Here is a 13,800-nt window from a genome sequence, read left to right on the forward strand (position 1 = left end):
ACGTATCAAGAAATTGTTTTATACCCTACCCATACCGATCTCTTGAAATCCCCTCCACTTTATTATCATGAATTTCGCAATCTGTGATATTTGAAACAGAATCTTTCTAAAGGACATGCTAGAATTATGTGTATACAAATGATGTATACATTATTAAAAAAGGAAGATATAATGATGCCGAAGAAAGTCCTAAGAAGTCAATCAGCACATTATCCGTTTCAAGTTTTGTTGAACAAAACCAAGGTGTTAACAAGAGAAGGCAGAGGGACGGTCGTGGACAAGCAGACCGAGTGGATTTACGTAAAACTCGATAAAAATGGAACGGTTATTAAAACAAGCATTTATTTAACCGAGCTTATAGAAACCGCCTAACCGGTTCGGATTGGACAGAAACCCTGTGGACACAGGGTTTCTGTCTTTAATGAGGTCTAAACCCGGGGAAAGACGACCGTATATACCGTCCCCTTCCCCAGCTCGCTTCTCAATTCGATTTTTCCGTTCATCTTTCTAATAATCCCGAAGGAAACCATCGTCCCGAGCCCCGTTCCCTTCTCCTTCGTCGAAAAGTACGGTGTTCCCAGCCGGCGCACCTGCTCCTCCGTCATCCCTACTCCGGAATCACTGACGATTATGGAGACGTGATTCTCCTGGCTTTTTACCGTAAATGCCAAGAGTCCTCCATTCGCCATGGCTTCGATTGCATTTTTCCCGATATTGATAAACGCCTGTCTGAATTTATACTTGTCCCCCAATATGTAGAGAGCTTCGTCCTGGTCCACGTTTCCGTCAATCTGAATGTTGTAGTAGTTGGCATAAGTAAGAAGTACGTTCGATAAATAACGCACTTCCTCATTGACATTGATCTTTTCAATTACTTCCGGGTCAGGCTTAGCCAAGGACAAATAATCGGTAATGATGACTTGGGCCCGGTCCAATTCCTCCAGACACAGCTTTTGATAGTACTGCTTCTTCTCTTGGTCCAGGCTTGCCGAGCCCAGCAGTTGAATAAATCCCCTCACGGTGGTTAACGGGTTCCGTATTTCGTGAGCTACGGAAGCCGCCATATCGCTTACAATTTTCACCTTTTCACTATTAACGACTTCTTCCTGCATATAAAAATAGTTGTTCAAAAACTCGATTAAGTACACGCACAAGCCGGCAATAAGCCCCTGCAGCAGATACGTTTCCAGCTTCGTTATCGGCTCAATCCACAGCAGCTCTAAATGATCAGTCAAAGCAAGATATAGCGTAAAGGTCGTCAGCTTAATGAAACTGCACAGCCATACAGCACTCCACACCTTCTGATGGAGCTTATAAGTAGGGTACTTTTTGATGTAGTACAAAAGAATCAGAAAGCTTGGCGCCAGCGAGATCGCATAGACAAAGTTGTTGGGGTAACCCATAATCAGGCGATATCCCATCAGTGTGATATATAAGAAGGCCGACACCGCGTTCCCGCCATAAAACGACCCCAAGGTTAAAGGTATCGAACGAAAATCAAATAGCAGCCCATCCAGATGAGTAGGGAAAGACATGGTCACGATCAGTGCGCAGGCAAATAGGGTGTAGATCAAGAAGCGGTACAGCAAAGGCCTTTTTTTGGTTTTGTAGATATAGGGGTAAAGCACGAATGGAGAAAAGATAAAAAATAAATTTAGCAAATAATCTTTAAAATAGATCAACATACATTCTCCCGATTCTTCGTTTGGCCTAGTTCATCAAATTCCATTACGACCCCAAAATAGAACCCTTCTTCTTGCTATTAGAAGGATTCTATCTGTTCTCTGTCTGCTGGAGCCATTTTGCGTATTTTTTGGGAGCAGTCCGGACATAGGCTTCGGCTATCAGCTCTTCGATCTCTTTCCAATCCGCTCTGGCAAGGTCAATAATCGTGACCCACCCGTGATGCCCGATATATCGGGTTTTCGCGTAGTTTGTATCCTCTTGCTGAAGAAGAAACTCCTGGGTATCTCTATCCGCCTTGATCGACATGGAGACGGCTTCCCCTTCACCCAGCATGACAAACGGTTTATCGCTGACGCGAAACGAGGTATGACCGAATTGATCGATCTTCTCCGTCACCTCGGGGAAAGCCTGGCAGAACCTCCTGATTCGCTCAACCAGCTTCAAGCCTTCTTTTGACGCTATAGGTTTGTGGAAGGTCATACCGTGCTCCTCCTTGCAGCCTCCAAGCATTGTTCAATCTGTTGCATGTGATGGTTGTCATGAGGAACGAAACCTATAAGGTACTCATATACAGTGAACCCATTGCCATCCCGGTCGACGTATGGAACATGATAGTCTTCTTCCGTCAACTGGCCTATACGATCCACAATTCGCTGCCGATATTCCATTGCAAGTCTGACTATGTCCTCTTTGCCATGTTGGTGGCTGAAGACTACAGCCTGCTTATTGAACTCGTCGAAATCCAGATGCTTAAGAGGCAAGGAAGCTCCTGTACCCAGATACCGAATAGCCTGCTCGTAAAAATATTGATCCCATAGCAGGATATGGGCGATAATTTGTTGGACCGTCCATTTGCCTTCTTGCAGCGGCCTGTCCCACAACTCATTTCCGTAACGGGCTAGCGCTTCTACATAGGGAATGAACTCTGCAAATTGCTTCAATAATTGGACGGGGCTCGGCTTCATTAGTACCTCCTGACATCGTTTTCTGGGAGCATCCCAATGGGTTTAATAGCATTCCAGGCTATGGTCTTCTATAAGCTCGATATTTTTGCGCCTGCTCACATATTCCCGGATATGACTTTTGATATTGGGATACAACACAATAGAATCCAGACTCGGTATAGGAACCCACTTCACAGCAGTTTGATGCAGGTCCGGCCGGTCCGGTAATCTCGGGATCTCATCCTCCTTTAAAAAGCATTCAAAAATGACAGACAAGGTGTGCGGTGCGTTCGGATAATCGCCGGATTGCTTATGCGGAGCCATTTCATATACGAAGGCTATCGGGCCAACCTCTACAGCAGCGCAGGTTTCTTCCTGCACTTCTCTCGCTGCACCCTCCACCAAAGTCTCTCCCGGCTCGGCCCCTCCTCCCGGCAAATTGTAATGAACGCCGTCACTGTCTTTATATTCGACCATTAAAATACAGTTGGACTGTATGATTAATGCACTGGGTCTTACGCGAATATGGTAGGTCATCTAATCATCTCCTCGCTGATGACAAAATGAATGCACGGCGTTAAGGAAGGAGGGCTCATCCTTCAGCCCCCATTCCGTTTAGCTTACAATCGATACCTCCTGTTCCTGCGCAATCGCCTGAGTATACGCTGTGTTTAAGCCCTTTGACCGGATCATGTCCTTGGAGACATGCTTGACAGGAATGCTCGTCTGAAACTCTTTCTTGAATAGGAACGGTGTCATCTTGATTTCCTTCTCATTCACCCACTCTGCAAGCAGCCGGGGGCTGCCTTCTGGAAGCAGGGGCTCGGAACGCTTGAAGCCGTCACGGTACCAGGGATGCTCCTGCTCCTTCGGCGAGCCCGGACGATTCAAGCAAATATATAACGATAAGTCGTCGCACAGCTGCAGAAGCTGGAAATGCCTGCTTACGACCTCTTGTGAAAGCTTAAGCTTCCTATGCAAGCGCTCCTGCCTGTCGGCCTCTCTGCTGCAAAAAGCAATGCAATCCGGATGCGAAGAGCTCCGTATGTGCTGGAATGAAGCATAATGCAGGCTGCAAAGCAAAGCAGCGTACTCGTTTCTTTGTTCCACTTCATCGATTCCTAACGTATACAGAACAAGCTTGGGCAGCATCGGGTAGTCGTTAAAGGAGAACGGCACCTGGTCCCGGTCGTTCCAGATTGGCGTATGATCCAGACGGATCCATCCACGGTCATGCTCTTGAATAGCCAGCAATACATCCGGAATACAGCCGGCCTCTAGAAACAAATCGTCACATAATTGAGCAGCAAGGTGCCCGGACAAGCAAGCATGGTCATGCTGCGTGATCATCACAAATTCCCGATCCGTTTCACGAATGATCATATGATTCCTCCTTGTTCCTGTTCGCAGGCAAGAAACGGCTCCAAGTGCTGTTCCGCCATTGCAATTAGGTCCATCCGTAAGCCAGGCCCTTCTATTGCGTTAATCATTTGAGCCGCGGTGCGAAAGCTCATAATGACATAGCCTGTTTTTTCAAAGCCTTCCGGCATTCGGTGAAAGCTTCCGACTCTGGTTAGAAAAAATACGGTATAAGTATCCGTCTCCTTCCAATACCAGCAGGCGAAGGGATACCGCTCACCGGCTAACACGATCCCTGCTTCCTCCATTGCCTCTCTATGTAAACCCTCTTCTATTGTTTCGTTACCCTCGAGTCTTCCGCCGATAGTCGTTAACGTCTGTTCCTCTTGATCCCATACCATGACCATGTCGCCGTTAGCCAGCACCGGTATGCAGTGAACCCCGGCGATCCGTTTGTCAGTGGGAAGCTCCGTAATCCGTGTAAGCAAGGGGATGCCTCCTTTGCTGTTGGCTAGAAATTCCAACCCCCTATATGCTACCACAAAATGACATATTGTTGCAGTAAATTCTTTCCTTTCCATCCAATAGGCCTATACTCATGAAAAAACCCCACAAAGTGGGGCTAAGGCTTCAAAGCGGCTTCCACTACTTGGCCATGAAACTCGAAATCCATAAAGTATAGTAAAAAAGGCCTGTATCCAATGGACATCCAACTTCTGTCATATTAGCCTCTTGCGAACCGTAAAATAAATAGACAAGTTTGGTACCATGGCATTCCTGACCTTATCCGAACAAAGCATTGCAAGCAATCACGAGCAGAACTACACCGCTTATCAGCGTACCCATTTGACCCAAATGGAAAGAACCGATTCGAATCGTTGAAGCTTTCCGCCCGACGGCGGTCCCTGCCCATACGGTAATAAAGCTGCCGATGGCTGCCGTTACGGCTATAGCGAGCGGCGACAAACCGAGGAGCCCCGCCCCCAAACCGTTCGTAACCGCGTTAGCCGATAACGCCAAACCGAGTACAATCGCTTCCAGATACCCGATCTCACCCGATCGATCAAGATCCGCTTTCTCCGGATTTTTTAGCAGCTCCTTTAAAGAATCGCCATTTGACAAGGGCTCGGCCGGAGATTCCGATAATTGCTTCTTGCGCGGTAACGCCAGCAGTACAATGCGAATGCCGATAATGATCAGTACAAAGGCTCCGACAAGTGTAGGGAAGATGCCGGGCAAAATCCTGGATATCCACTGGCCGCCCACAATCCCCGCTTCGCTCAATATAAAGCAAATGGCAGCCATGATGAGGTTAGAGACAAGACCGATTCGAATCCCGCGAATTCCGTAAGAGATCCCGACTCCCAAATTATCCAGACTTGATGATACAGCAAATCCGAGAATAAATAACCATGCCATACGATTCCACTCCTCTTCTCTGTTTACTTCATCGTATTGAGATTGTTGAGGAAAAGTGCCTGTCCTTCGCAACATTTGTTGAGAAAAATCAACACTGGAGTCGAAATGGCTTTGCCGGAAAGGAGAAACCTAATGAACGCAAATCAACAGGGCCCGTATGTAGGTGAAATATTAAAAGCGCTGCTGAAAGAAAGATCCATGTCCATGCGGAAATTGAGTGCTCTTACCGGAATTGATACCGCCATTATTTCACGCATCATTAACGGCAAGCAAAAAGCGAAGATGGACCACCTCCATCTGTTTGCCGTACATCTGGGCATCCCTTCCGAACGGCTTTTTCAAGCCGCAGGACTCGAAACGGTCTCCCCATCCGCTGCGGATAATTCGGAACTTCATGCCTCCGTCGATAGTATTAAAGAGGTGCTGTTAAGCTACAATTTGTTTGATTCCAAGTTCACCACCGAGCAGGTACGCAAGGAGCTTACCAAGTATGAGCAATATGCGTTGACGGAGGAAGGACGGCGCATCATCATTGAGGATTTTCAGGCGAAGGTCGACAGCGTGAACAGCGCCGGTCCTTTTATCGATGAGCTTAGGCAAATGTACGATCTCTTTGGCAAGGACGACCTGTCAACAGAAAAAAGAGCGATCCTGGGGAGCGCTCTGCTTTACTTTATCTTATCTACGGATATAATCCCTGATTACGTGTTCCCTATCGGCTATCTGGATGATGCCATTGCCGTTCAGATTGTATTGGAACGGTTGTCCCAACAGGATACCAAGACCTGACCTGACCCGATCCGTTCAGCATTCCTGCAACTATAAAAGGACGGCTAGCTTCTCTTCCTTCCAGTAAGCAGCAGCATAACGAAGGAAATAAGGATCATCATCCCGGTCCAGGCCCAAGCCAGATGCATATTCCCGGAATCCACGGCTACATAGATGGCGGTCGGAATCGTTTGGGTTTTACCGGGAATATTGCCTGCTATCATCAGCGTTGCTCCGAACTCCCCCAATGCGCGCGCGAAGCCAAGTATAAAAGCAGTGATGAGCGAATGAGCAGCCAGGGGTAGCGTAACATACCGGAACAGCTGCCACTCATTCGCCCCCATGGATCGGCCGGCATCCTCCAAGCTTTGATCTATCGATGCAAAACCGACCTTCATCGTCTGATATACCAGAGGAAACGCAACGACGACCGAGGCAATAACGGCGGCCCACCATGTAAATATGATCGGCGCCGTAAAGATCCACTCGATCAGGCGCCCCAGCCCGCTTTTTCTTCCAAGCAGCACAAGCAGCAGGAAGCCGACCACCGTCGGGGGCAGCACGAGCGGAAGCATGAAGGCCGTCTCCACGAGAATTTTCCCCCTGAACGATCTCCTTGACATCCACCATGCCAACCCTACCCCAACGATAGTTACCGCCACACTGGACAATAGCGCTACTTGCAGCGATAATTGGACTGGTGACCAGAACGATATTCCGTTCATCAGGAGCCTTTAGGCGCGGAGAAGCCGTATTTGACGAACACATCCAGCGCTTCCTTCGACTGCAAATAATCGTATACTTTCGCCGCTTCCTTGCCGTGCTTTGTCGCCTTCACGATCCCGATGGGGTATTCCACAGGCGTATACCAGGACGGATTAACGGAGAAGGCCACCCGGACTTTCTTCGATGTCAGGGCATCCGTTTTATAAACGAAGCCTGCATCGGAATTCCCGGTCTCTACATACTGAAGCACCTGACGGACATCCTTGCCTTGTACGGTTTTGGGCTGGAGGCTCTCCCACAGCTTCGCATGGGTCAGCGCTTCCTTGGCATAGTTTCCTGCCGGAACGCTTTCCGGGATGCCGATAGCAATGCTCTTCACGGTCGAAAGTGTCAAATCCTCTTCCTTGCCGATCGATGCATTGGCATCAGCCGGAACGACTACGACAAGCTCGTTCGTCAGCAGGTTCTTTTGGTTATCTTTATCGACCAGCTGCCTATCGACTAGCGCCTGCATGTTTTTGGTCGCGGCCGAGAGAAACAAGTCCGCCGGCGCTCCTTGTTCTATCTGCTGCTGCAGCGAGCCGGAGGCTCCGAAGTTAAAGTTCAGCTTCACATTGCTGTGCTTGGCTTCGTAAGATGCTTGAATCTCCTTCAATGCATCCGTTAAGCTGGCGGCGGCTGAAATGGTCAGCTCTACCTTGGCGGCCGGGGCCGGGCTTGAGGCTGCTAGTGATGGGTTTGAGTCGCTGGAGCCTGCACCCGCTTGCGGCTGTGTGCCGCATCCGGAGAATAGGACGGCCAGCCCTACAAGCAGGGACATGGCCAAGCTTTTTTTACAGTATGTAAACATTTCATTCTCCTTAGTTATAATTAGATATAATTAGTTATAATTAAATATAATTAGATCTATTATAGCGACACCACCATACAAAAGTAAATCCTAATTTATATCGTCCGGGAGGATTGTCATGACCAGCGAGATGTCCTACACGACAGAAGAAATCGCCAAGCTGTTAAAAATATCCAAGCTCACAGTCTATGATCTTATTAAAAAAGGGGAGCTCCCCTCCTATAGGGTAGGCAAGCAAATGCGGGTAGACGCCGAGGATTTGAACCGTTACAAGCAAAGGGCCAAGCAAGTCCAGGCCATTGAGCATACTGTTGCCATCAATCAGCCCGCTGCGTCAGCTCCTGTGCGTTCCGGCTTGGAAGCTCGTTCCGTTGTGATCACGGGCCAGGATATCAGCCTCGATTTGCTGGCGAAGCATATGGAGAAGCAGCTTCCCGGCATCCGCCCCCTACGTTCCTATGTCGGCAGCCTTGACAGCCTGATCGCTATGTACCGCGGAGAATCCGACATCGTGAGCACCCACCTGCTGGACGGAGACACGGGAGAATACAACCTCCCCTACATCCGCAAGCTGCTCGTAGGATTTTCCTACACGGTGGTCAACATGCTGTCCCGAAAGGCCGGTCTTTATGTGCAGAAGGGGAATCCGCTAAAGATCAAGAGCTGGCCCGATTTGAGCCGGCCGGGCTTGCGTTTGGTCAACCGGGAAATAGGCTCGGGAGCCCGCGTGCTGCTGGATGAGCAGCTGCGTCTTCACGGGATTCTCCCCGAGCAGCTCGATGGGTACGAGAGAGAAGAGACGAACCATATGGCGGTTGCGGGTAAAGTCGCCTCCGGCGAAGCCGATGTGGGCGTCGGTATTGAGAAGGCTGCGGCTATCGTCGGTCAAGTCGATTTTATCCCTTTGATAGAGGAACGCTACGATCTTGTCATGCTTCGTAAGCCGGAAAATCAGATATGGATAGACACGGTCATTCGTATATTGCAATCGGAATCCTTCCAAAATGAGCTTCGAGCGATCCAAGGCTACGATTTATCGCTGACCGGCCAACGGTTATACGAAAGCTAGCGCTTCGTAAATAGCAAAAAGCCGTATTTTCCTCTCCATTAGCGGGAAAGAAACACGGCTTTTTTTAAACAAAAGGATAAAAGCTTTATATGGAACGGCACTCTCGCAGCAGCTCCACATATTTCTGTACATGAAGAACGTAGGGGTTGTTCCCGTTTTCGATGCTTTGCCGGACGGACTCCAGTTCTTGCACCGCCATTTCATAGTCTTCCGTCCCAATGGTGCCGTTATCAAGAGCTGCTTGCAGCTCTTCTTCATCCAGGATATGATAGCTTCCTCTAGGCAGCAAAACCAAATCCAAATAAAGATCATGAATGACAGGTACTCCTTCGTCGTTCAGCTCCATGTGCTTGATGATATCGAAATACCATTGAAGCACTTGATCTTGAGTATCCAGCATGACGGTGATGCTATGATGACGGTTCGCCGGAAACAGCATCAGCCAGGTATAGCCATCAGCAGCGATACAGATTCTTTCCTCAGCATACTGGACAAAAAGAGGCTCCCGTACTTTATCCAAGCACAGAAAGCTTACATATCCCTCGAACACATCGTCGTTCACATTCCGCTGATAATATCTTTTTTGCACAATTCTGCTCCAGTGCGGACGGTTCGCAATCTTTTGCTTCATAGGCGGCTTAAGGACCTCCGAATGATTTTGAGCAAACGGTAGTGCTCCGACCCAATTCCTTGCTCCAGCCGGAAGATCGCCGCAAGCGGGATCCACGGAATAACCTCCTCCTTAGAGAGGGGCAGCTCTTTTAGGTAGGATTGGGTATAGGATTTGTACAGCGATGCTCTTGCCAGATGGAACTGCCCGGCATTCGGAATATGATCGGGAAGCTCGGCTATTTTCAGCATGAGGGCGCTTAAGACGAAATCTGCGGCCCGATGTCCACTTTTGGCATTAATCCAATCAATAACGTAGGCTCCTTGCGCCGTAAGCAGCACATTATCCGGATGAAAGTCCCCGTGGCATACCTCCTGAGAGTCGGGCAGCTGCTCCAGCAGCCGAAGCGCCTTATCTTTCAAGCCGGAATCCAGCTTCACGGCCCTTATTTTCTTCTCATAAGCTTCTTTCTGTGAAGGAAGATGTTCCTTGCGGCATCGGTGAACCCTCGCGTGCAGCCGGGCACTTATCTCCCCTATCCATGCGGCTTTGGAGTGGTCCTCCAAGAGCACGTGCAGCAATGTCGGTCCTTCAAGCAGCTCATATACTATCCCGCCTCTGCCATTCACTTGTACGGTTGCATATGCCTTAGCCATCGGCAATTCAGAATCCTGAATCGTGGACGCCATTTTAAATTCATGTTCAATAACATTGAGCGGCGTATGAGCAAAAAACAGCTTCACAACCTGACCTTCCCCGTACCTGTATACCTCTGCTTCCCTACCTTGGCCGAGCTTCGCTCCCAGCTCCATTCAAGCTCCCCCTTTTTACCAGTTGGCCTTACGTCCGAAGCAGCTTACGTTCCCCGTTCTTCAAGTCCTCAAATAACGGCCGCTGTACAGTGCGTATCTCCTCTAGCTCCACTTCCGACAAATGCTTAAATTCCAGCACTAAAGATTCGTGATGACAATCTCGAAACAGGAGCGTGGTTCCGTCGGCTGCAAGCTTCTTCTCCCAGTCTGCTCCCGCTTCAAATATAAACATGACGAAGACGACTTCGTTGCCGTCCGGATACCGGTACTGCATTCTCGGACCGCTATAGACTGCGTAGAGCTCGCAATCATCAACGATAAGTCCCGTTTCTTCATAAACTTCTCTTCTCATCGTCTCTTCGACGGATTCCCCGGCCTCCATCCCGCCTCCGGGAAGCCCCCAATGGCCGTAGTCCGATCTTTTTTGCATCAGGATTCTGCCATCCCGATCCTTAATGACAGCTCCGCCAGTTACGATAATGCGCATTGCTCTTCCTCTCCCTTAGAAACCTAGGCTGAAGCTACCCATGGAGTTCCAACCGCTTCCTGTTGTTTTTCCAATAATGATACCCAGAGTAAACTGTCAGCACTGCCGCCGCATACATCAGGATCTGATCGAATTCTATTCCGCCGAACCAGAAGGCCAGCTCTTGATTCAGGATGACAGCCGTAACGGCTGCAACCTGCGCAGCGAGCTTGATTTTGCCCCAATGATCCGCTGCTAGCGCTATCTTTTTGCGAGCAGCGACGATCCGTATCGCTGTTATCAGCATCTCGCGAGCGATCACAATAGCGGCTATCCAGGAAGGAAGCTTATGGCTCTCGACCAAAACAATCAAGGCTGCGCTAATCAGCAGCTTATCCGCCAGCGGGTCAAGCAGCATGCCCAGTCGAGTAACCTGATTGCAGGTTCTTGCTACGTATCCGTCCAATCGATCAGTCGCCGCTGCAAGCAGGAATATTCCTGCTGCAACGATTTCCCCATAAGGCTCCATAGCCTTATTCGGGTAGGGATATAGAAACAGTACTACTAATGGAATCATGCAAATCCGGACTAACGTAATTTTGTTGGCCAGATTCATGACAGGCCTCCCTATGGATTGGATTTCACCAGTTCTGCTAGCTGCGGCGCCCCAGGACGTCTTGAATATATCTCATCGCGTTCTCGGTCAAATACTCGTGAGCTAGCTCGATTCTTTGAGTCTGTAAAAACATTTTGACCAAAGTGCTGCTCGTATTCAAATGCTGGGTCGTCGGCGTCAAATAGACCGTTTCGGCAAAGCACGCTTTTTGATTGTACTGCTCCAGCTTGATTTCATAGTCCAGATCTGTAGAACCTCTAATCCCTCTGATGATGACATCCATGTGGTTCTCTTTAATGTAATCGGCAATAATGCCGGCATAATGGACGACACGAACCGCCTGATCGAGATGAAGCGTGGATAACCTAGCAATCTGGTATCGTTCCTCCGGTGAAAACATCGCCGTCTTGGATTTGTTGATGGCTATGACCACATCGATTTGATCGAACAGCCTTGTAGCCCGCTCCAAAATATTCAAGTGCCCCAGCGTAAACGGGTCGAACGACCCAGGGTAAATGGCTTTCATACATTTTCCTCTCTTTCCGGAAACATAGAACAATAGGTTTGTTATGCCCACCCAATTTGGAAGTAATCCCCATTCCTCTATACTAGCCGAACAGATCCCTGTTTGTAAAATGGACGATGCCTTGCCGCCAATGGACCCCTGTGAACTTATTAGAGCTTGTCCCTTTCTGGTTCTAACTCGCCGGAATACAAAATCCCCCACAAAGCGGATATCCAGAGACTTTGCAGGGAGTACCATTACAAAATCTATAAAATATCAAGAAAACCGGTACGAGACTGCTGTTCGTACCGGCTTCATTCATCTGTTCTTATGTAGATAATAGCAGCTTCAGCTTTTCTCCGCCCGTTACCGCGAAGCCCTCCCTTTGATAAAAGGCAAGACTTCTCACGAATGCAGGCAAAGGAGGCGTGCTTACTTCCAATCTTGTCCATTCCATAGCATTGGCATAAGCAACGGCTGCAGCCATCAACTGCCTGCCCACTCCTTGAGATCGATATTCACTGCAAATATACAGCTCCTGAATGATGCCGAAGGAACCGTTGGCGTACAGGGAGCTGCTTGGGGACATAGACAAAAATCCGACAAGCTCCCCCTTATCCTGATGTTCCGCCTTAATAACGATATAGGTGCCGGAGGAAAGAAGCCTTTTGCAGCATTCCGGCGCATCACTCGGATCAAAGGCCGTAAGGTCTCCGCCCGAAGAACCGATAATTTCTTTCATCAGCTCTATGTATAAATCGGTTATCCTTCGATAGTCCTGGACATCGCATTGGCTAATCTGAATCATACACCTCCGCCCCTTTCCCCTTTCTAATCCCCCGAAATAGCCAACTGCATGTTCAGGCGTCCACCGTTATTCTTGAGTTATCTCGTCGAATTTCCCCTGCTCCAGCTGTTCCTTGATTAATTCCAGGGTTTTCAGGCTGCCTAACAAATAGTGCTGCTTTTCCTTCGTATCTACAACGCTGACCGGCGTATCCTTGATCTGTTGAATTTTTTCTTCCAGCCATAAAATCATTATCTCTTTTTTCATGCCTTTTCCTCCGCTTACTGTTCATTAACTCGTTAACTACCCTACCTATTTTAACATGAAATCACTAGTTTGCGCTTCAAGCCAATCATCCGGGCAAAAGGACATTATTTCCGCAGGGACGAATGTAGATTTAACGCTTTGAGTACGATCTCCGGACTCATACCGGTCCGCTCATGAATTCTTGCAGCCCACTCTTCGTTGGTATCCAGCTGCGGCTCCTTGGTTAAGCCCTCGCTGCTGCTTATGAAGCTGCTCCAGCTATCAAATTCCCAGTGAATGACTTCGCGGGATGCTGGCAGTCTCATCTCGACTAACGGATGTCTTAACAAAGACTGGGAATAGCACGCTGCCGCCATCCATTCATCGCTCCCGATCGGGGTTAAATCAAACGATTGATAGCTTACTTTTCCATTTGGCCGAATATAGGAGAATCTGACCCCGGGGCTCGTTGCTTCTACCTTTACTTTCCCCCCAGTAACGAAGCCCGCGAGCTCTGCTTGGCTAAAATCCTCATTATCCGGGTCAATCAACACAGGTTCGATCCATTGATCTCCCAGATCACAAAAATATCGATATCCTTGATGATTTACGGCCACCACCGCAACATGAGCCTTCGGCGTACACAGGCCATGGCCCACTCCATAGGCTTCCATTCCCTCGGCCTTGTATTTATGAATAAGCCACGCAGCAAGATCAAAGCAATTACCCGATAATCCATACTGCTGGCGATGCTCCTCCATGACCTCTACGGTTCTCTGCCTGCCGCTGCCTGAAACCGAAGCAATCCAAGCTTTCGATAATGTTTCCATAGGAAACGTATCGAATTGCTTCCATATATCCAGCACGTCTTGAGTAGCTCTCATAGCATCCTCCTGAGAGAGACGAATTTTCCACATTGTACCATACTTTACATAGT

At 48.7% G+C, this 13,800-nt stretch carries 20 protein-coding genes; 3 read left to right on the top strand and 17 right to left on the bottom strand.

Translation table 11 applies throughout. The features are described from left to right. The first annotated feature begins 171 nt into the window (after positions 1-171). Positions 172-372: a hypothetical protein gene (locus ABEA66_RS17875; protein WP_144027821.1), complete on the top strand. Its 201-nt coding sequence runs from the start codon at positions 172-174 to the stop codon at positions 370-372. A 56-nt stretch (positions 373-428) separates the two neighbouring features. Here ABEA66_RS17875 and ABEA66_RS17880 read toward each other — a convergent pair whose 3' ends face one another. The 7 genes from ABEA66_RS17880 to ytaF form a co-directional block, all read right to left on the bottom strand. Beyond that, positions 429-1,685, bottom strand: a complete 1,257-nt coding sequence (locus ABEA66_RS17880; protein WP_079910102.1) for an ATP-binding protein — start codon at positions 1,683-1,685, stop codon at positions 429-431. An 88-nt stretch (positions 1,686-1,773) separates the two neighbouring features. Then, positions 1,774-2,166 (bottom strand): MmcQ/YjbR family DNA-binding protein, encoded by a 393-nt coding sequence (locus tag ABEA66_RS17885; protein WP_079910101.1) that lies wholly within the window; start codon positions 2,164-2,166, stop codon positions 1,774-1,776. Beyond that, entirely contained in the window at positions 2,163-2,651 is a 489-nt protein-coding gene (locus tag ABEA66_RS17890) for a DinB family protein (RefSeq protein WP_345589485.1), read from the bottom strand. The genes ABEA66_RS17885 and ABEA66_RS17890 overlap by 4 nt, the downstream gene beginning before the upstream one ends. Positions 2,652-2,693: 42 nt before the next feature. After that, positions 2,694-3,167, bottom strand: a complete 474-nt coding sequence (locus ABEA66_RS17895; RefSeq protein ID WP_345589487.1) for an NUDIX domain-containing protein — start codon at positions 3,165-3,167, stop codon at positions 2,694-2,696. 78 nt (positions 3,168-3,245) lie between these two features. Further along, positions 3,246-4,013 (bottom strand): DUF3891 family protein, encoded by a 768-nt coding sequence (locus ABEA66_RS17900; RefSeq protein WP_345589489.1) that lies wholly within the window; start codon positions 4,011-4,013, stop codon positions 3,246-3,248. Then, complete coding sequence (locus tag ABEA66_RS17905) at positions 4,010-4,477, bottom strand: NUDIX hydrolase (RefSeq protein WP_345589491.1); 468 nt, start codon at positions 4,475-4,477, stop codon at positions 4,010-4,012. The genes ABEA66_RS17900 and ABEA66_RS17905 overlap by 4 nt, the downstream gene beginning before the upstream one ends. A 295-nt stretch (positions 4,478-4,772) precedes the next feature. After that, positions 4,773-5,408 carry a sporulation membrane protein YtaF gene (gene ytaF / locus ABEA66_RS17910; RefSeq protein ID WP_377740766.1) on the bottom strand — a complete coding sequence of 212 codons (636 nt, stop codon included), beginning with the start codon at positions 5,406-5,408 and terminating at the stop codon, positions 4,773-4,775. A gap of 132 nt (positions 5,409-5,540) precedes the next feature. Here ytaF and ABEA66_RS17915 point away from each other — a divergent pair, with 132 nt between their 5' ends. Then, complete coding sequence (locus tag ABEA66_RS17915) at positions 5,541-6,197, top strand: DUF1232 domain-containing protein (RefSeq protein WP_345589495.1); 657 nt, start codon at positions 5,541-5,543, stop codon at positions 6,195-6,197. Positions 6,198-6,241: 44 nt separating this feature from the next. On the opposite strand, the gene modB is transcribed toward ABEA66_RS17915, so the two are convergent. After that, positions 6,242-6,901 carry a molybdate ABC transporter permease subunit gene (gene modB / locus ABEA66_RS17920; protein WP_345589497.1) on the bottom strand — a complete coding sequence of 220 codons (660 nt, stop codon included), beginning with the start codon at positions 6,899-6,901 and terminating at the stop codon, positions 6,242-6,244. After that, the gene (gene modA / locus ABEA66_RS17925) at positions 6,901-7,752 is read right to left on the bottom strand and encodes a molybdate ABC transporter substrate-binding protein (protein WP_345589499.1); all 852 of its coding nucleotides are present in this window, start codon (positions 7,750-7,752) and stop codon (positions 6,901-6,903) included. Before modA ends, modB begins: the two co-directional genes overlap by 1 nt. A 118-nt stretch (positions 7,753-7,870) precedes the next feature. Between modA and ABEA66_RS17930 the strand changes: the two genes are divergently transcribed. After that, positions 7,871-8,821, top strand: a complete 951-nt coding sequence (locus ABEA66_RS17930) for a substrate-binding domain-containing protein (protein ID WP_345589501.1) — start codon at positions 7,871-7,873, stop codon at positions 8,819-8,821. Between the two features lie 85 nt (positions 8,822-8,906). On the opposite strand, the gene ABEA66_RS17935 is transcribed toward ABEA66_RS17930, so the two are convergent. The 8 genes from ABEA66_RS17935 to ABEA66_RS17970 all read right to left on the bottom strand — a co-directional run bounded on the left by ABEA66_RS17935 (position 8,907) and on the right by ABEA66_RS17970 (position 13,747). Then, entirely contained in the window at positions 8,907-9,452 is a 546-nt protein-coding gene (locus ABEA66_RS17935) for a ribonuclease FAU-1 family protein (protein WP_345589503.1), read from the bottom strand. Next, on the bottom strand, positions 9,449-10,243 hold the full coding sequence (locus ABEA66_RS17940) for a phosphotransferase family protein (RefSeq protein ID WP_345589506.1): 795 nt from the start codon (positions 10,241-10,243) through the stop codon (positions 9,449-9,451). Before ABEA66_RS17940 ends, ABEA66_RS17935 begins: the two co-directional genes overlap by 4 nt. 28 nt (positions 10,244-10,271) lie before the next feature. Further along, positions 10,272-10,730, bottom strand: a complete 459-nt coding sequence (locus ABEA66_RS17945; protein ID WP_345589508.1) for an NUDIX domain-containing protein — start codon at positions 10,728-10,730, stop codon at positions 10,272-10,274. A 34-nt stretch (positions 10,731-10,764) separates the two neighbouring features. Beyond that, entirely contained in the window at positions 10,765-11,325 is a 561-nt protein-coding gene (gene pgsA / locus ABEA66_RS17950; protein ID WP_345589510.1) for a CDP-diacylglycerol--glycerol-3-phosphate 3-phosphatidyltransferase, read from the bottom strand. A gap of 37 nt (positions 11,326-11,362) precedes the next feature. After that, positions 11,363-11,851: a pantetheine-phosphate adenylyltransferase gene (gene coaD, locus ABEA66_RS17955; protein ID WP_179135967.1), complete on the bottom strand. Its 489-nt coding sequence runs from the start codon at positions 11,849-11,851 to the stop codon at positions 11,363-11,365. Positions 11,852-12,158: 307 nt separating this feature from the next. Further along, positions 12,159-12,638 carry a GNAT family N-acetyltransferase gene (locus ABEA66_RS17960; protein WP_079910086.1) on the bottom strand — a complete coding sequence of 160 codons (480 nt, stop codon included), beginning with the start codon at positions 12,636-12,638 and terminating at the stop codon, positions 12,159-12,161. Between the two features lie 66 nt (positions 12,639-12,704). Further along, positions 12,705-12,884: a hypothetical protein gene (locus ABEA66_RS17965; protein ID WP_192702820.1), complete on the bottom strand. Its 180-nt coding sequence runs from the start codon at positions 12,882-12,884 to the stop codon at positions 12,705-12,707. 104 nt (positions 12,885-12,988) lie between these two features. After that, a complete protein-coding gene (locus ABEA66_RS17970) occupies positions 12,989-13,747 on the bottom strand; it encodes a hypothetical protein (RefSeq protein ID WP_345589515.1) in 759 nt (252 codons plus the stop codon). Between the last annotated feature and the right edge of the window lie 53 nt (positions 13,748-13,800).

Origin of the sequence: Paenibacillus vulneris, from assembly GCF_039543185.1 — a bacterium.
GTDB lineage: Bacteria > Bacillota > Bacilli > Paenibacillales > NBRC-103111 > Paenibacillus_S > Paenibacillus_S vulneris.